Raw genomic sequence first — 17056 nt, forward strand, 5'->3', positions numbered from 1 at the left:
AATTATTCTATCTTTTCTAAAACGCGCATTTGCTTTTTGATGTAAAATCAATGTTCGCTATCTTTTTTTTGCGACACCATATATACGCTTAGGTTTCAATACTACTATACTAAGTGCTGGCAATATCAAGTTAACTGAATCATCATATCCATGTTTATTTATTTGTTCCGATTTCAATATGCCTTGGCCTTTCGTCCAAGTACCACCAAATGCATTTGATTCAGTATTCCATACTTCTTCGTACTGCCCTTTAAACGGAACACCTACTCTAACATTTTGACGTTCAACTGGAACAAAATTACATAAAACGATTAAAAAATCTCTAGTTTTTTTCCCTTTTCTAATAAAAAACAAGACAGTTTCTTCGTTGTTACTTGCCTCTAATATTTCAAAACCATCAGGTTGATGATCTATTTCCCATAATGCTTTTTCTTCTTTATAAAACTGGTTCAATTGTTTAGTAAATTCATGATGATATTTATTTTGAGAATCTTCTAGGTCTTTCCATTCCAGGCCTTCATTATATTTCCATTCTAAAAACTGACCATATTCTGAACCCATGAATTGGAGCTTTTTACCAGGGTGCATGATTTTAAACGTTTCAATGCTCCTAAGACCAGCAAACTGGTTATAACGATCACCATACATTTTATGCATCAATGATTTTTTTCCATGGACAACTTCATCATGTGAAATTGGTAATACAAAATTTTCATTAAACATATACATAAATGAGAAAGTAATCAAATTAAAGTTGTTTTTCCGATCAATGGGATCCATTTCAAAGAACTTTAGAGTATCATTCATCCAACCCATGTTCCATTTATAGTTGAATCCCAATCCACCTTCATGAACTGGGTGGGTTACTTTACTCCAAGCGGTACTCTCCTCAGCCATCATTAACAAATCAGGATGTCTACTAAAAATTGTTTTATTCATTTTCTGAATAAATTGTACTCCTTCACGGTTATGATTTGTGCCGTCCTCATTTGGTATCCAGTCTCCCAGATCATAGTCCAGATATAACATATTGCTTACTGCATCTACTCTTAACCCATCAAGATGGAACTGTTCAATCCAAAACAAAGCATTAGAAATAAGGAAACTATGAACTTGATCTTTTCCCAAATCGAAATTTAATGTTCCCCAGCGATTATTGTTTGCTCGATCAGTTTCTTCATATTCAAACTGAGGAGTACCATCAAAATAAGCAAGTCCATAATCATTTCGATTAAAGTGGCCGGGGACCCAGTCCATTATTACTCCGATATTTTCTTTATGTGCAGCTTCTACAAAATTCTGAAACTCTTCCATTTTTCCAAATTTAGAGGAAATAGCATAAAATCCGGTTACTTGATAGCCCCAGCTTGCATCAAGAGGATGTTCCATAAGGGGCAAGAATTCAATGTGAGTATAGCCCATCTCTTTTACATAGGGAATCAACTCATCCTGAAGCTGTTTTATCGTATACCAAGAGCCATCAGGATGTTGTTTCCAAGAACTCAGATGTACTTCATAAATATTCAATGGCTTTTCATAAATCGCCCGTTTTTTCCGGCTAGCCATCCATACTCCGTCTGTCCATTTTTTCTCAGGTAAAGCTCGAACAACAGAGGCATCTTTAGGTCTAACTTCAAAAGCTAATGCAAAAGGATCAATTTTATAAATGGTCTTCCCATTTGCCTGTACTATTTTATATTTGTAATGATCTTCTTCTCTAGCTTCTGGAATGATTATTGACCAGATACCGGTTTTCAAATCTTTCTCCATACCGGCTTCTTCCTGCCACTGATTAAAATCTCCGACTACAAATATTTCTAATGCATTTGGTGCCCAAACTGTAAATCGGAAACCATTTTTCACTTTGATACACCCTAAAGTTAGGTAGCTATCATAGTTTTCCCCAATATTAAATAAGTACTTTGATTTTTCATATTCTAAATTCGTTTGTTTTACAATACTTTCATCTTGCACTGATGGGCCCTCCTATCTCCACAGGTGAGAAAAAAATTCTCATTAAAAATTTTTTATTTAAATTAAAAATGTACAAATAAGTTAACATGTACTAAACCATATAATTATTCACTTCTATAAATATTGTATCTTAGTTTTCACACTTTACCAAATGATTTCACTTATATTAGAAGAAAGTCAAAAAAATATTATCCAATATAAACTTTACTACAATAGCATTTATAGATCTATTAGTTCTTCCATATTTAATCGCTAGTTAAATTAGAATTCAGGAAATTATTTCAGCTGACAAGTTTTATGTTTTATAATTATTCAATATGTATAAAACTTTATTCTTTATTGCATACTTAACATTTAAAAAAACTTGTGTTATCATCAACATTTCGTAAACACTTTTTCTGCCTTCACTTAGCTCATTCAATTTAAAAAACTATACATAATCCGACCCTAGACCGATGACTTTGGAGTGTTAAAATGATATCATTATTAGTGTAAGATGATCGAAGGAGGTTATTTAACTCAAAAGGAGGCTAAGAAATGGAAGGATTATTACTTGCGGTTGGCTTTATCGGAGTCGCTGTGGCTATTTTGACACCTTTATCCAAGACTGGATTAGGTTTAACTTTAATTAGTTTTATTTTATATTTCAGTTTTATTGGGGTCCATACATGGCTACCTGTCTTACTGTTCACTATAGGATTACTACTGGTAATTTTTGAAATTTTCATTCCAGAGTTCGGTATTGCAGGAGCGATTGGTACTATCTTATTAATTGCGGGATTGTACTTAACCATCGGAGATATTGGAACAACCATCCGTGATCTAAGTATGTCTATTGTTATTACCTCTGGTGTTGTTTTTTATCTTGTACGAACTGGTTATTCGCTCTCAAATGTCAATAAGCTAATATTGAATACCAATTTACAAGTCTCACAGCAAACTGACTCTACGAAAAAGACAACTCAGATTAAGCCTGGACTAGAAGGAATTGCACAAACTCCTTTGCGTCCATCCGGGAAAGTCTCTTTTGGGATAACTGATGAAACACTTGTAGATGTTTTAAGTTCTGATGGTCATATCTCTAAAGACACTGAAGTAGTTGTCGAAAAAGTATTAGGTACTAAAATTTTAGTAAGAAAAAAATAAATTAGGAGATGAAAGATTTGGAAGGATATTTAGGTGATGGATTCATAGGAATCATTATTACTGCTGTTATCGTTATTATTTTACTCAGTATTTTCTTAAGATTTGTACCTGTTGGTTTATGGGTCACTGCTTATTTCTCAGGAGTAAAAGTTGGGATTGGAACGTTAATAGGAATGCGTTTGAGACAAGTCAGTCCTCATGCAATTATTAGACCCTTAATAAAAGCTACTAAAGCAGGGATTGAATTAAATACGAATCAATTAGAAGCTCACTATTTAGCTGGAGGGAATGTCAATACAGTCATTGACGCCTTAATTGCCTCTCACCGTGCTGACATTGATTTAGAGTTTGAGAAAGCAGCAGCAATTGATTTAGCAGGACGTAATGTCTTTGAAGCTGTACAATTTTCTGTAAACCCTAAAGTTATTGTAACTCCAGATATTGCAGCGGTAGCTAAAGACGGAATTGAAATTATCGCTAAAGCTAAAGTAACAGTACGTGCTAATATCGAACGTTTAGTCGGTGGTGCTGGAGAAGATACAATTATCGCCCGTGTTGGTGAAGGTGTCGTTACAACTGTTGGTTCTGCAAATAAACACTCAGACGTATTAGAAAATCCCGATATGATTTCAAAAACTGTATTGAGTAAAGGGTTAGATTCTGGAACAGCATTTGAAATACTATCAATAGATATTGCTGATATTGATGTCGGACGTAACATTGGAGCTAAATTACAAACTGAACAAGCGGAAGCTGACAAAAATATTGCTCAAGCTAAAGCAGAAGAAAGACGCTCAATGGCGATCGCTCAAGAACAAGAAATGCGTGCGGAAACTCAAAAAATGCGTGCTAAAGTTGTGGAATCCGAAGCAAAAGTACCGCTTGCTATGGCGGAAGCTCTTCGTAACGGCAGCATTGGTGTAATGGATTATTATAAAATGGAAAATATAAATGCTGATACTGATATGAGAAATTCTATATCAAATCAAGCCGGACCTACTGACGAAGAAGAGTGATAAAATATGGAAATAATAATCTGGTTATTTCAACTTTTCATCTTTTTCTCTATCATGATAAGTATTTTAAGTTCCTTAAGTAAAAGATATACAGAACAAACACCAAAAAAGAAATCTGTTTTTGATAAACCGATTCAAACATATTCTGCAAATTCTAAAAACGAGAAAAACCCACGTAATGTTAAATCAGGAACAAGCAGACGATACAATACTTCAGAGAATACTCAGCCTTCTGGAAATGCTGCTTCTCAGCAAGAAGCAGTCAAAAACTTGACTACTGAACGCGAACGTCGCAGACTAGCACGAGAAAAAATTGATCGTTCTAGAGGTCGTGCTCGCCAGGACCGTGCAAATAATAAACGAAGAAATTCAGATGAACCTATTTTGAAAGAAGTAAAAACTTTTAAAAACAGTAAAGTAATTAAAAAATCTAAAAGTCCAGCGCTTGCGCTCAACGAAAAAAGTTTAGTCAATGCTATGGTCTATAAAGAAATATTAGATAAGCCTGTTACCTTTAGAAAAAAATAATTCAAAATTAAAAAGTCAGTAATTCCTAAGCTTACATCTAAGTAAACATTCTAGGAATTACTGGCTTTTTTTAATTTGCTGATTAACCTTGTTCAGTAAAGGAACTAATGTGGGATATAAAAATAGAAAAAACACTACATTTCCTATGGCATGATAAACATCAAACCATACTCCAGCTAACCAGTATCCCAATAAAGCCGGAACTGTCATACCATAAATAGGGGCTTGAACAACTGAAATAACTATCCCATATAAAATACCCGCCATTCCTGTAAATAGGATCCAAAAAAACACTGGTTTTTTAACTTTAGAAATACATAATGAAAATATTTTTGTAAATAAAATTATAACAGAAAAAGAAATAATTTGTGCAAATGTCCAGGGTCCCATACCTAAAGTGATATTAGACAAAAAAACTGATCCTATTCCTACTATAAGAGCATCTACTGTACCAAAAGTTATAGTTAATAGAATTAAAATTACAGTCACCGGTTGTACATTAGGTATAAAGCTAAAAAAGAGTCTACTCGTTTGCGTTACAGCGATCATAAGCCCCAGAATTGTTAAATGATGAGCAGAGAAAACATTTGGTCTATTCACTTGGTTCCAATTCCCAACTGATTACGTCTCCATCTTCTAGCGTGTAATCCGCCGCCCCTACTTGTGCAAATTCATCATTTATTTCATAAAGCCAATAAATGTTTTCTTCTTGACTTTGCTCATATCCTTCAATTGAGGTGATATATCCTTCATCCTCTATAACTTCATACTGCTCCTTCATTGCAGCCAATAGAGATTTTCCAGAACTAAGTTCAACTGTTTTATTTATTTTATCTTCATCTATTTTATCAACATCATCATCAATGTTAAATTTAAATTCTACAGTTATCAAACCCTGTGAATCTCCACTTTCTAAATCCTCTTGTCCATTTTTTTCTTCATTATTTCCACAACCTGCAAATAAAATAGCGAATAAACTTGTTCCAATTATTTTTTTCATTTTTTTCCTCAGATCTTTTAAAATTTTACGCACTTCAATCTAGCATGTCCTGTTCATTTATATAAAATTCCCTTTTAATTTTGATAAATCGTTCAAAATCATTCAAAATTTGGAATAAACTTGCTCTACTCTCAAATTCAGTTCTTGATTTAGGTAAGTCCGTTTTTTTAAATTCAATATACAAATCTGAAATATCATTAAGTAATTGTAGTCCAGTATTTTTTTCATGCAACTGCTCTGCAGTCTCTATAAAAAGATCAGCTAACACTTCATTTTGCTTGGTGGCTAATTTAATTAAAGGTAAATTATCATAAATTTTCTGAAGTACAATTACTTGCTCTTTTCTCATCTGAGCATATCTTATAAAATACCCAGAGCGATTAACTATTTGATTTTCGTATTCTTTAAATGCTAATTGATTCATCTCATGAGTTTTACTATCTAAATGCTTCAAATGATTAAAAATTAACGAAAAATTCCTTTCTCCTAGTAATTGCGATTGAAACATCACTAGTGCTACTCGCATTTCTTTTTCAATTTCTTCTTTTAATCGATCTAACTCTTTTTGCTGAGAAGGCATCCAGCTGTTTACCATTAGTGCCATTCCTACTCCGATTATCATCAAAGCAAATCCATTCACTTGCCATTTCCAAGATATACTCATAGCAGTCATAAAATGGGTAACAAGTACCGTGGTCGGCGCAATACCAGATTGCAGATTGCCTTTACAAGTAATTGGAATGAAGAAAAGTAAATACAAGCCAAAAGCAAGTATTGTATATCCAAAAGCATAAAAGAATAGTGAAGCAATACTGAATCCGATAATGGTAGAACCAATACGTGCTGATGCAGTCTTGATTGATTCTTGTTTTGTTTCTAAAACACTTAAAATAGCAATAACACCTGATGCTAATGGATGTTGTAAACCTAATGCTTGTGCTAAAAGAATTGCAAGCAATGTTGCTGTTACGATTTTAAGCGTTCTAATTGTGGTATTCATTTCTCTAACTCCTGCCTGCACTAGCCATTTATCATACACTTTTATTAGTATATATTCTATTACAAAGTTCCTGATCTAATAATTGAAATCAATAGCCACAATCCCATTATTCCAGCACCAATAAATATAACAATAGCTAACAAAGAAACCCCTGTCCCTTCAGCAACTGCTAAAATTACTGCTGAGGCAAGTATTAATGCAGCAATAATAACTGCAAATACTATTCTATTCACCATTTTATTTAAACCGGTCCATTTTATATCACCATCAACTAAATCTAAATGAATTTTAACACGTCCATTATTGATGGTATCCAAAGCTTTAGTTAACTTTAAAGGTATAGAAACAGAATTTTGAGTAAATTGATATAATCCTATCATTAACTTATCCTTTGAAAAAGAATCAAAAAATGAAATACTGTCATTTTCTTTAATATAAGATGTCGCAATCTGAAGCACATTAATCTCCGGATATAATTCGGTTATAACGCCTTCCAAAATAGTAAGTGATTTAGCTAAAAGCAAAAAATCATTTGGCATAATCATTTTATGTTTATGCGTAATATACAACACATCAGAAAAAAAAGTACTTAGATCAATATTTTTAAAACTTCTGGAAACATACGTATGATAAAAATCTGATAAGTCTTCATTTAAAGCAAATCGATTAACTTTCGTTTTAACAATAGCCATTTGCAAAAGTATGTTCATCATACTTTCGATGTCTTCAAGAACAAGCGCGTTTACTAGCTTAACTAAACTTTCTCTAACATTCGAAGATAGTTCTCCCGTAATCCCAAAGTCTAGAAAAACAATTTGCTGATCTTTAATCATTAAATTACCTTGATGTGGATCACCATGAAAAAAACCGTCATTAAAAACCTGAGACAAAAAAGAATACACCAATTTTTCAGCTATGTCTTGTTTTTCATACCCTGCCGAGATAATTTTCGAAGGATTTAAGCCCTTTATACCATCAATATACTCTTCTACTAATACTCGTTTTGAAGTTAATGTAAGATAAGGTTTTGGAGCTGTTACCGCTCTAGCTGATTGATTTAGTTCTCTAAATCGTACTAAGTACTTTGCTTCATTACGAAAATCCAGTTCGATTTTAGTTGTTTCCAGCATTTCTTTAAAAGCAGACTCAGCATCTACTAACATTTCTTTTACAGTATTGGGTGCCATAGAGACAATTCGAGAGAATAATCGGATATCTCTTAATAAATTTTCTTCAATTTCTGGCCTTTGGACTTTAATGATAACATTTTCGCCACTCTTCAATTTTGCTTTATGTACTTGAGCCACAGAAGCACTGGCAAGCGGCTTTTCATCTACATATAAAAAAACTTCTTCAAATGATAACCCTAGGTCTTTTTCAAATATTCTACGCATTTCATTATATGAAAAAGGAGGAGCATCATCACGTAACTTAGAGAGTTCTTGAATATAGTTACTTGGTAAAAGGTCCCGTCTCGTTGAAATAATCTGTCCAATTTTGATAAAACTTGGTCCCAATTCTTCAAATGCTTTTCTAAGATTTTTAGCATCTTGTTCTTTGTTTCTTGATCTAATCCGGGTATTATAAATATGACCAAACCCATAAGAAGCTAATACTGATGCTATTTCTTTTAGTCTCTCTCTATTTGTTTTAACCATATCATCTCCTCCTTTCTACAAAAAGTGCCAGTTAGAATGAACTAACCAGCACCATTCTGTTATTTATTGTTAGGATGATTCTCTAATTTTTTTTCTAATTCTAGAACTTTTGCTTCTAAATCATCAATATCTTTTCGTTGAGCAACATTCATTTCTAATAACAATGCTTCTAATCTTTCTTTTTCCTCCAGATTATTCACCTGTTGATTTTTCTTTTGAATCAATTCGGAAGTAAGTGTCTTACCTTCTTCGACTGAAAGTTTACCTTTTGATACTAGTTTGTCGATTTGTTCTATTGATTTTTCAACTGCTAAGGCTGTTCCACCGACTCCTATTAATAATGCTTTCTTTAAATCATCTATTAACATAAAAAGTACTCCTCTCCAAATTCAATTGATTTCTTGATTATCTTTATTGCTGTATTCAGTATAGCACTCGTCTAATAGATTGTCAGATAATATCTATTTGTACATTACCTTAAAATAATAAAGATTTTTATAAAATCTATGTTACTTTTTAAGGTACTTTATTTCCAGCAACTCTATAAATTTCATACCATTCTTCACGGGATAGCTTAACGTCTGATGCAGCTGCATAAGTTTTAATTCTCTCAGGATTCATAGTGCCTAAAATGACTTGCATTTTCGCTGGGTGTCTTAGTAACCAAGCAATTGAAGTAGCTTCATTATTCACATTATGCGTTTCTCCAATTTTTGTTAAAACTTCATTGATTTCTTTATGTTCAGGATTATTTAAGAACACACCATTCTCTCCCTGAACTGGTGACCATGGCTGGATTGTTATATTGTTAAGTCTACAGTAATCTAAAATCGCTCTGTCATGATCTATTGATAGGGGATCTTTTGTGTTCACATGAATACCTGCATCTATCATCCCTGTATGCATAACACTAAATTGCAGCTGATTAGCAATAATATCCTGATCGATATACTGTTCGAGTAATTCGATTTGGTATGGGCTATGATTACTTACACCAAAGTGTTTTACTTTACCCGATTGATGTAATTTTGTAAATACTTCCGCTACCTGTTCAGGTTCTACCAATGCATCTGGACGATGTAATAATAGTACATCCAAATAATCAGTTTCTAATCTCTTCAAGATACCTTCTACTGAAGTTAACAAGTGTTCTTTTGAAAAGTCATAAAATCCTTGTCGGATCCCTGCTTTAGATTGAAGCAGAATATCTTCTCTTTTTAATGAACTATTTTTCAAAGCTTTCGCAAAAGTTTTTTCAGACTCACCCTTTCCATAAATATCCGCATGATCATAAAAATTGATTCCGCTCTCATTTGCTGATTCCAAAACATTAACAGCTGCCTCATTATCTAAGGCATTCATTCTCATACATCCTAAAGCTATTTCAGAAACCGACAAATCACTTTTTCCTAATAAAATTTTATTCATTTTAATCCTCCTATAATTCTAACTACCCCTATTGTATAAATAATAAAGAAATTAATCGAGAGATAACTTCTAAAACGATTGAAAATGTCCTGTAGAATTTATGACAATTTTGTGTCAAAAAAATTTCTTTTATTAAATGTCATTAATTGTGACAACAATTTGTCAATTTCCCTTGATTTTGGCTTCGATTCTCTTTAACATAAGGGTTGTAACAAATTGTTCACAAATTAAGGTTAACTAAATTAGCAAAAATCATTTTACATAAATGATTACGCCTAACTTTTGAAAAGGAGCAAATTTATTATGATTAAACTATATGTATCTCCAAGTTGTACTTCATGTCGAAAAGCTAAAGCTTGGTTAGAAGAACAAAACCTAGAATTTGAAGAAAAAAATATTTTTCATGAACCCTTGTCTCAGGAAGAAATCAAAAACATTTTAAGCTTAACCGAAGAGGGGACAGAGGAAATTATTTCCTATCGTTCACAAGCATACCAGTCTTTAGATGTAGACATTGAAGACTTATCTATGAATCAATTATTGAATTTATTTAAAAATCAGCCTAGTTTAATTAGACGTCCTATTATTATGGATGATCGTCGTTTACAGATCGGATACAATGAAGAAGAAATTCGTTGTTTCTTACCTAGGGAAGTGCGTGAATTAGAACTTGCTGAAATCCATCGTCAATTAGCAAATGAAGAAGCAGTCGAAATTGCATAACAAAAAGGTGATATAGTTGGTATGAAACCAATTTTATCACCCTTTTTTTGTTGAAATTCATTCTTCTATTTTGACTCTGATTTGGTTTGCTCTTTATTTTTATTATCTGAAACAATTTCAATTTCTTTATCTGCATCTTCTTTTTCTTCTTGCTCTTTAATTTCTTTTACTTCTTTATTTCCTGTATTTTGTGTCGCTTTCTCTTCTTTTTGTTTTTGCTCATTCTGACTTATACCATTTTCTTCAGAATCATCATAATATCCATCATCTAATTTCTCTCCTAATATATCTCTTCGGTATTGATTTTCTTTATATAAATAAATATTATGAATAATCCGGATAATGGGTCTCATCAATAAGAAAAAACTAGCAAATATATATAGATAATTTCCAAGTCTATCTGCATCGGTAAATGCTTGAGTTAAGCTCCCGATAAGATACAGTGCACCTGTAGCTAAATCATTCCCAAGAGAAATAATTGTATAATAGTTTTGAAAATATAGACGAAAATTTCCAAGCTTGACAATCATGTCTTCATCTTTACGAGGATTAACATCATGTTCTTTCGTTTCTACTCTTGGCATGTCATCAGTCCCTTTATTTTTTTCAATATTAAGCATATCATATTTTTACTTTATAGTCTCATATAAAGTCCTGACAATTCCCATCATAGAAGGATTCTGACCGATTATAATATAACAAACATTATAAAAATTTCGAATTTATTTCAAAGAAAAAAGGACAGGGAAAATTCCCTGTCCTTTTTTAGCAACTTTATAAATAAAGTGAGGATTGGTGTTCACAGCACCAGGGCCCTCCAATACCAACTTCCTGTTGTGTGCATTATACACTTGTATTGTGCTGTAAGTTCACAAATGTGAACTTATCGACTCATCGCATAACATGTATTGTAGCATCTATGTATCTACAATGCAATCTTTTCTTTAATTATTCTTTTAAGCACTCTAACCAAGCTTTTTTAATCAATCCATGCCCTGCAACTGTCGGATGAACCCCATCATCCCCTGTATAATAAGAATAGCCATCACTAATTCCAGCTGAATTAAACAGACCATCTAGAGGAATTAAATCAGTTTGATAATCTCTGGCTACCTTTCGTACAATTTGAATACGAGGATCCAATTCTCTGCGCCAATTCATTCGCTCTTTGGGGTAAGGCAATACGAATGGTTCCATTAAGACTACTCTAGCATCCGTACGTTGGCTAAGTGACTTTAATAAAAAGCGATAATCTTCTTCAAATTTTTCAATTTCTTTAAGGTCAGTCTCTTCACTTTTAGATATCTGATGACTTGTATCGTTAATCCCAATCAATAGAGAGACCACATCTGGGTTAATATCTAAACAATCTTTTTCCCAACGATTTTTCAAATCAATTAACCGATCCCCCGAAATTCCGGTATTATAAAAAGTTAACTTTTTTTCGGGGAAAAAAGCTTGCAATTCAGCTGCTACTAATAATGGGTAGCCTTGACCTAAATTCATTTTATTTGAACGATCTCTTCCAGCGTCTGTAATGCTATCTCCAATAAATAAGATTTTATCGTTTTGTCTAATCTTCATTTGTTCTCCTCTATTCTTTGAATAATTGCATTATTTTTTTATTCCATTTGTTCATACTTTTGTATAAAATTATAAATTGCTCCAATCAGATTCGCATCATTTCTAAAAGTACATAATTCAATTTTTGGTCTAAAAGGTGGAACGCGTAACCGTCCAAAAAGTGCATCCATTTCTTCATTAATTTTTTCTATTAAGTCAGGTTGATTGGAAACCCCACCACCAATCAATAAGACCTCGGGATCAAACGAGTAGGCTAAATTATATAAACCACGAACTAAATAATGATAAAATTTCTTTACTTCCTCTTGAGCAATTATATCTCCTTCTTCTGCAAGTTGAAATACCTGTTCCCCACTAATTGTACTAGTCGGCTTATTGTTTCGTTTAGCATACCTCCTTGCCATAGCTACAGCAGTTCCAAGCTCACTGAACGTTTGCTCTCCATCTAACAGCATAAATCCAAACTCTCCACCTAGTAAATGGTGCCCATGTTGAATCTCACTATTAACAATGATCGCTCCTCCAATACCAGTTCCTAAAACAACAAATAAGACATTACTTTTGTCTACTGCTGCACCTCTCCAAATTTCTGCTAATCCAGCACTATTGGCATCATTTTCAAAGGTAACCGGTAGGTCAAAGGCATGTTCAAGCTCATCATAGATTGGAAAGAAATGAATATATGGAACTTCACTTACTCCTTCAATCTGTCTTTCTATATGATTAATTGCTCCTGGTGCTGAAAAAGCTACTCCGTAAAGCTCATATTGTTCTTCAAAAGACTCTTTTATTTGAACTAATTTATTTTTTAATTCTTCCCAACTCTCAGGAGTCAGAAAACTATTTTTTTCCTTTAGCTGTTCCTCATCCCAGATAGCGTATTTTACAGAGGTTCCGCCTATATCAATTGTTAATAAGCTCATTTTCACCCCTCCTTTGATCAATTAATCGATTTAATGAAACTGCTTTCTTTATTATAACATTGATTTATTATGATGAAAATAATTGCTTAAATTTTTATAATTTCAATTTGTATTATTTATATAATCCTATCTTTCTGAATGTTCTTTTTTTGTACTCACAAACATATTGCTTCGGTTCCCCTATTCATTATACATTGTTCATATTTTGCACTTGCTTAAAACTCCTATATATTATTCTTATATAGTGACGTTATGTAATTTTATTATGTAAATAAGTAAAGCCCGAAGATAGAGTTTTTCAACTTTCTCGGACTTTTAACTTATTTCATTTTAAATTCATTTCATTAATTTACTTAGCTTGAATGACTTCTATTTTATAGCCATCTGGGTCTTTTATAAAGAAATAATTCGCTGCTCCATCTGATAATCCTTTAAGATCTGTTACTTCATAACTAGTTTTGCTATATTCATCATGTGTTGCCTTCAAATCGTCAACACTTATTGCAATGTGCCCGTATCCATTTCCAATTTCATAAGGTTCTTCTTGATTATAGTTATAAGTCAATTCCACTTCATAATCATCACCAGGAAGAGCAAGATAAACTAATGTAAATTTATCATCTGGATAATCAGCTTTTTTAGTAATTTCCATTCCTAAGACATCTTCATAAAATTTAATAGATTTATCCAAATCTTTCACGCGAATGCATGTATGCAAGGCTTTTTTTGGCATACTCTTTCCTCCTAATTTATATATAATTAATATTCTGCCTTAAAATAGATAACAGGTCAAGTCACATACTCGTTAAACACTTTTTTTCTATTTTTCATATAACTCAAGCGGCAGCTCATCTGGATCTCGAAAAAAAGTAAATCGCTTATCTGTTATTGGATCAACTCTGATCGGTTCAACTTCAACACCTTTATCCATTAGCCAGTTCACAGTACGTTCTATATCACTGACTTCAAAGCACAGATGTCTCAAGCCTCTCGCTTCGGGCTTGTCAGGACGTTCAGGAGGTTCCGGAAATGAAAATAATTCAATTTGAGCATTACCAATAGCTAAATCTAATTTATAAGATTGTCGTTCTGCTCTATAAATCTCATTTATAATTTCTAATTCTAAAACTTTTGTATAAAACTCTTTGGATTTCTCGTAATTAGACACAATAATAGCTGCATGATGAATTTTCCCTAACATGTTATCCCCCTTTATAGTTTATGGTTAGTATATTATAATGTAAACTTTTTTAAAAGTTAATACATATAGATTGCTAAATTCCATTTTTTGATAGATACTTTAAGTAGATTAAACATTGACAAAACATAAAGTTTTTTTGGAAAAATGAAAGGGTGAGTAAAATGAATTTACTATTAACGCTTACTTTAGTTGGATGTCTGACGATTGCACCCCTAATCGGATTTGCTTTTTTCCATATCAACCATATCCATGAATCAAACAAAGTGAAAGTACCCGTCCGTTATGACGACAATCAACCTAGACATTACTAAAACTAACCTTTTAAAGAAGCGGTTTCTCAAATTGAGAAGCCGTTTTTTGTTTGCAATGATCAGTTTTAACCGGTATATTAATAAAAACTATTCGATCAAAGGAGGTATACGCTTATTTCACTAATCATATTAGAACAACTAGCTATTATGTTTTTTGTTGCTCTATTTGGATTCCTACTGGTCCGTTTAAAGGTTTTAGATATGTACGGTAGCCAGCAAATTGCAAATATGACGACTCGATTTGTTATTCCGATTGTGCTGATGATGTCTTTTCAGCAAGAGTATAATTCAAAGCATTTATCTTTATTGACTTTTGCTCTGGTTGGCTCTTTTCTAATTATGATTACCAGAATTCTTATGGTTTCTTTTTTATTAAAATCTGGTACAAAAATCGATCGGTTTGCAGTAGTCTTTTCAAATACTGCTTTGGTAGGAATCCCTATTTTATTACCTTTGCTAGGTTATGAAGGTATATTTTATCTTTCCATGTATATTGTTGCATCCGGTATTTTTCAATTTACATATGGCATCTGGTTGCTATCTGAAGGTAAGCAAACCGTTACGTTAAGACAAGCATTGGCAAACCCCGCTACGATTGGTGCCTTTGCAGGATTAGTACTCTATTTACTTCGTATAAATTTACCTAGTGTGATCTATAATGGTTTTGATAAGATAGCAGATATCAGCTCTCCTTTGGGTATGATTCTGTTAGGAGGATACTTAGCTCGTACAAATCTAAAAGATATTTTTCTCGTTAAGAAAAATTACTGGACCGTTTTAGTACGACTGATTTTAACTCCCCTAGTCGGTCTTATCATGATCTGGCTACTTCCCATTCAAGATGAGTCTGTTTTACTTGTTCTATCTATCGCTAACTGTACTCCTACGGCGGTAAATACTGCCATGTTTTCTCAAATTTACGGTGGAGACTATGAATATGGCGCCCGGCTAATTGTTCTAGCGAGCATCCTTGCTATGATTTCTATGCCAATTATGATTACATTATCCAACTTCGTCTTATCAATCAATTGACAAGATAAGAAATGGCTCTTTCTTATACAATTTCCGATTAAATAAACAAAACAAGATTTAGAAATTACTATAATCTTTCAATAGAATTATCAGATATACTTTTATAAAGTTTGATTTTAAGAGCATGCGAAAGCAAAAATACAGATTCAGAATCAACTACTTATACTGAAAGAGTTAAAACTACTAAATCTAAGGAAAAGAGTGGAAATTTCTACAAAATATTATTTGACCTTACTTATACTTCTGAAGAACCACTTTTATTTCAAGAAAGTTCTGTTTCCCTAAAGGGTCAAATGGTAAATGAATCATTATTAAACTTGAATCAAGAAGTTTTGCCTGAAAACAATGCCTCTCCATTATTAGCTATTCAAAAGTATAAAGATGAGGAATGACCGGACTTTGCTGACTATTTTGCTATGGACCTTTACGACATTTACACAGGCTAACACGGATTCCGAATATGAAGCTCCAGTTAGTGTAAATTTAGATAAATAAAATCACTTCGATTCGATTAAGCTTCAATTCTTTAAAAACACTTTAAAGAATTGTAGCTTAATCTCAACTGGAATACGGCTCGTATAAACTGGATACCAGCAATTTACACTAGACATCAGACACTCATTTATATTTTTTTCATTCTATTAATTTTATGCGCAATATCAAAAAAGACTCAATAAATTAAAAAGCCTATTACATTAACTGTAATAGACTGCTGTATGCACACGAGAGGACTCGAACCTCCACGGGGCATCGCCCCACCAGCCCCTCAAGCTGACGCGTCTACCATTCCGCCACGTATGCTAACTCGTACAAACACTATCATAACAGCGTTTTTTATACAAGTCAATTATATTTTTTGTAATTTAAAGAGTGTATTTCACCAGGAAAAAACTAGTCTCTTTAAATTCTTCCTTTCAATTCTAGCTTTCCCTTACATCTAGCACAAACATATTTTGCTGTATTGAACCTACGTTTCCGATGAAAAACCAGCTGACAATTCAAACACTGATACTTCCAGAGTTGCGTCGTTTTTTGTTTTTCTCTTAAAGAAGGAACAAACCTTAGTCCATTTACTTTGTGAAGTAATTCTTTAAATTCAGGATCTTTATGCTGATGACCTCTACCGGTTATGTGTAAGTGATAATGACATAACTCATGTTTAATTACTCCAATAAATACTTCTAACCCAAACTTTTCTAATACTAAAGGATTAAAATCTAATTCATGTGACTGTAAAAAATATCGTCCACCAGTTGTTTTTAACCTAGTATTAAAGATTGCTTGATGCTTGAATGGTCGATCAAAATATTCCATAGAAATGTTTTCTACTAATTTTTGTAAGGCTTCTTGATTCACTTGTTTCTCCTCTATAAAAGTGACTACGCTGTACCTAGTACTACGCCCATAACTCGCTTCGTTTCGAACGGTCCAAGTTCGGTTACTACGCTCCGCTTTCGCTGCGCCTAGTACTATGCCCGTAACTCGCTTTGCTTCGAACGGTCCAGGTTCGGTTACTACTCTCCGCTTTCGCT

Annotated in this window: 19 protein-coding genes and 1 tRNA gene; 6 read left to right on the forward strand and 14 right to left on the reverse strand. The window is 32.9% G+C overall.

Annotated elements, in window-relative coordinates:
* Positions 1-57: 57 nt before the first annotated feature.
* Positions 58-1974 (reverse strand): 1,4-alpha-glucan branching protein GlgB, encoded by a 1917-nt coding sequence (gene glgB / locus BLT22_RS11015; RefSeq protein ID WP_091763271.1) that lies wholly within the window; start codon positions 1972-1974, stop codon positions 58-60.
* A 537-nt stretch (positions 1975-2511) separates the two neighbouring features.
* On the opposite strand from glgB, the gene BLT22_RS11020 reads away from it, so the two are divergent.
* The 3 genes from BLT22_RS11020 to BLT22_RS11030 are packed head-to-tail and all read left to right on the forward strand — an operon-like array spanning position 2512 to position 4664.
* Complete coding sequence (locus tag BLT22_RS11020) at positions 2512-3120, forward strand: NfeD family protein (protein ID WP_087059301.1); 609 nt, start codon at positions 2512-2514, stop codon at positions 3118-3120.
* Between the two features lie 44 nt (positions 3121-3164).
* On the forward strand, positions 3165-4136 hold the full coding sequence (gene floA, locus BLT22_RS11025) for a flotillin-like protein FloA (RefSeq protein WP_370684762.1): 972 nt from the start codon (positions 3165-3167) through the stop codon (positions 4134-4136).
* A 6-nt stretch (positions 4137-4142) separates the two neighbouring features.
* Positions 4143-4664: a hypothetical protein gene (locus BLT22_RS11030; protein ID WP_091763273.1), complete on the forward strand. Its 522-nt coding sequence runs from the start codon at positions 4143-4145 to the stop codon at positions 4662-4664.
* Positions 4665-4721: 57 nt separating this feature from the next.
* Here the strand turns inward: BLT22_RS11030 and BLT22_RS11035 are convergent, their stop codons facing one another.
* The 6 genes from BLT22_RS11035 to BLT22_RS11060 all read right to left on the reverse strand — a co-directional run bounded on the left by BLT22_RS11035 (position 4722) and on the right by BLT22_RS11060 (position 9750).
* Positions 4722-5264, reverse strand: coding sequence for an ECF transporter S component (locus tag BLT22_RS11035; protein WP_236048930.1), 543 nt, complete (start codon positions 5262-5264; stop codon positions 4722-4724).
* Positions 5257-5664, reverse strand: a complete 408-nt coding sequence (locus BLT22_RS11040; protein WP_143020656.1) for a DUF4430 domain-containing protein — start codon at positions 5662-5664, stop codon at positions 5257-5259. Before BLT22_RS11040 ends, BLT22_RS11035 begins: the two co-directional genes overlap by 8 nt.
* 34 nt (positions 5665-5698) lie before the next feature.
* Positions 5699-6664 (reverse strand): aromatic acid exporter family protein, encoded by a 966-nt coding sequence (locus tag BLT22_RS11045; protein WP_091763277.1) that lies wholly within the window; start codon positions 6662-6664, stop codon positions 5699-5701.
* A gap of 59 nt (positions 6665-6723) precedes the next feature.
* Entirely contained in the window at positions 6724-8322 is a 1599-nt protein-coding gene (locus tag BLT22_RS11050) for an ABC1 kinase family protein (RefSeq protein ID WP_091763279.1), read from the reverse strand.
* A 59-nt stretch (positions 8323-8381) separates the two neighbouring features.
* Positions 8382-8690 carry a phasin family protein gene (locus tag BLT22_RS11055; protein ID WP_087059313.1) on the reverse strand — a complete coding sequence of 103 codons (309 nt, stop codon included), beginning with the start codon at positions 8688-8690 and terminating at the stop codon, positions 8382-8384.
* 148 nt (positions 8691-8838) lie between these two features.
* A complete protein-coding gene (locus tag BLT22_RS11060) occupies positions 8839-9750 on the reverse strand; it encodes an aldo/keto reductase (protein ID WP_091763281.1) in 912 nt (303 codons plus the stop codon).
* 303 nt (positions 9751-10053) lie between these two features.
* On the opposite strand from BLT22_RS11060, the gene spx reads away from it, so the two are divergent.
* Positions 10054-10473 carry a transcriptional regulator Spx gene (gene spx, locus BLT22_RS11065; RefSeq protein ID WP_087057978.1) on the forward strand — a complete coding sequence of 140 codons (420 nt, stop codon included), beginning with the start codon at positions 10054-10056 and terminating at the stop codon, positions 10471-10473.
* A 65-nt stretch (positions 10474-10538) separates the two neighbouring features.
* Here the strand turns inward: spx and BLT22_RS11070 are convergent, their stop codons facing one another.
* The 5 genes from BLT22_RS11070 to gloA2 form a co-directional block, all read right to left on the reverse strand.
* Entirely contained in the window at positions 10539-11057 is a 519-nt protein-coding gene (locus BLT22_RS11070) for a YrhK family protein (RefSeq protein ID WP_176935475.1), read from the reverse strand.
* A 364-nt stretch (positions 11058-11421) separates the two neighbouring features.
* Entirely contained in the window at positions 11422-12057 is a 636-nt protein-coding gene (locus BLT22_RS11075; protein ID WP_091763285.1) for an SGNH/GDSL hydrolase family protein, read from the reverse strand.
* 38 nt (positions 12058-12095) lie between these two features.
* Entirely contained in the window at positions 12096-12980 is an 885-nt protein-coding gene (locus BLT22_RS11080; RefSeq protein WP_091763287.1) for an ROK family protein, read from the reverse strand.
* 349 nt (positions 12981-13329) lie between these two features.
* Positions 13330-13713 (reverse strand): lactoylglutathione lyase, encoded by a 384-nt coding sequence (gene gloA / locus BLT22_RS11085; protein ID WP_091763289.1) that lies wholly within the window; start codon positions 13711-13713, stop codon positions 13330-13332.
* 87 nt (positions 13714-13800) lie between these two features.
* Positions 13801-14181: an SMU1112c/YaeR family gloxylase I-like metalloprotein gene (gene gloA2, locus BLT22_RS11090; protein WP_091763291.1), complete on the reverse strand. Its 381-nt coding sequence runs from the start codon at positions 14179-14181 to the stop codon at positions 13801-13803.
* A gap of 161 nt (positions 14182-14342) precedes the next feature.
* Between gloA2 and BLT22_RS12395 the strand changes: the two genes are divergently transcribed.
* Together BLT22_RS12395 and BLT22_RS11095 are read left to right on the forward strand one after the other, a co-directional pair.
* On the forward strand, positions 14343-14492 hold the full coding sequence (locus BLT22_RS12395; protein WP_171034419.1) for a hypothetical protein: 150 nt from the start codon (positions 14343-14345) through the stop codon (positions 14490-14492).
* 126 nt (positions 14493-14618) lie between these two features.
* Positions 14619-15524 carry an AEC family transporter gene (locus tag BLT22_RS11095; protein ID WP_256333888.1) on the forward strand — a complete coding sequence of 302 codons (906 nt, stop codon included), beginning with the start codon at positions 14619-14621 and terminating at the stop codon, positions 15522-15524.
* Between the two features lie 717 nt (positions 15525-16241).
* Here BLT22_RS11095 and BLT22_RS11105 read toward each other — a convergent pair.
* Both BLT22_RS11105 and BLT22_RS11110 read right to left on the reverse strand, forming a co-directional pair.
* Positions 16242-16325, reverse strand: a tRNA-Leu gene (locus BLT22_RS11105).
* Positions 16326-16424: 99 nt separating this feature from the next.
* A complete protein-coding gene (locus BLT22_RS11110) occupies positions 16425-16880 on the reverse strand; it encodes a SprT family protein (RefSeq protein WP_091763297.1) in 456 nt (151 codons plus the stop codon).
* Between the last annotated feature and the right edge of the window lie 176 nt (positions 16881-17056).

The organism is Marinilactibacillus psychrotolerans, from assembly GCF_900101525.1.
Classification (GTDB): Bacteria; Bacillota; Bacilli; order Lactobacillales; family Carnobacteriaceae_A; genus Marinilactibacillus; species Marinilactibacillus psychrotolerans.

What these genes read in the sequence shown, in the direction of transcription:
- BLT22_RS11020 (WP_087059301.1), top strand. Translation starts at nt 2,512, where the DNA reads ATGGAAGGATTATTACTTGCGGTTGGCTTTATCGGAGTCGCTGTGGCT.
- BLT22_RS11030 (WP_091763273.1), top strand. Translation starts at nt 4,143, where the DNA reads ATGGAAATAATAATCTGGTTATTTCAACTTTTCATCTTTTTCTCTATC.
- BLT22_RS11040 (WP_143020656.1), bottom strand. Translation starts at nt 5,664, where the DNA reads ATGAAAAAAATAATTGGAACAAGTTTATTCGCTATTTTATTTGCAGGT.
- BLT22_RS11045 (WP_091763277.1), bottom strand. Translation starts at nt 6,664, where the DNA reads ATGAATACCACAATTAGAACGCTTAAAATCGTAACAGCAACATTGCTT.
- BLT22_RS11050 (WP_091763279.1), bottom strand. Translation starts at nt 8,322, where the DNA reads ATGGTTAAAACAAATAGAGAGAGACTAAAAGAAATAGCATCAGTATTA.
- BLT22_RS11055 (WP_087059313.1), bottom strand. Translation starts at nt 8,690, where the DNA reads ATGTTAATAGATGATTTAAAGAAAGCATTATTAATAGGAGTCGGTGGA.
- BLT22_RS11060 (WP_091763281.1), bottom strand. Translation starts at nt 9,750, where the DNA reads ATGAATAAAATTTTATTAGGAAAAAGTGATTTGTCGGTTTCTGAAATA.
- spx (WP_087057978.1), top strand. Translation starts at nt 10,054, where the DNA reads ATGATTAAACTATATGTATCTCCAAGTTGTACTTCATGTCGAAAAGCT.
- BLT22_RS11070 (WP_176935475.1), bottom strand. Translation starts at nt 11,057, where the DNA reads ATGCCAAGAGTAGAAACGAAAGAACATGATGTTAATCCTCGTAAAGAT.
- BLT22_RS11075 (WP_091763285.1), bottom strand. Translation starts at nt 12,057, where the DNA reads ATGAAGATTAGACAAAACGATAAAATCTTATTTATTGGAGATAGCATT.
- BLT22_RS11080 (WP_091763287.1), bottom strand. Translation starts at nt 12,980, where the DNA reads ATGAGCTTATTAACAATTGATATAGGCGGAACCTCTGTAAAATACGCT.
- gloA (WP_091763289.1), bottom strand. Translation starts at nt 13,713, where the DNA reads ATGCCAAAAAAAGCCTTGCATACATGCATTCGCGTGAAAGATTTGGAT.
- gloA2 (WP_091763291.1), bottom strand. Translation starts at nt 14,181, where the DNA reads ATGTTAGGGAAAATTCATCATGCAGCTATTATTGTGTCTAATTACGAG.
- BLT22_RS12395 (WP_171034419.1), top strand. Translation starts at nt 14,343, where the DNA reads ATGAATTTACTATTAACGCTTACTTTAGTTGGATGTCTGACGATTGCA.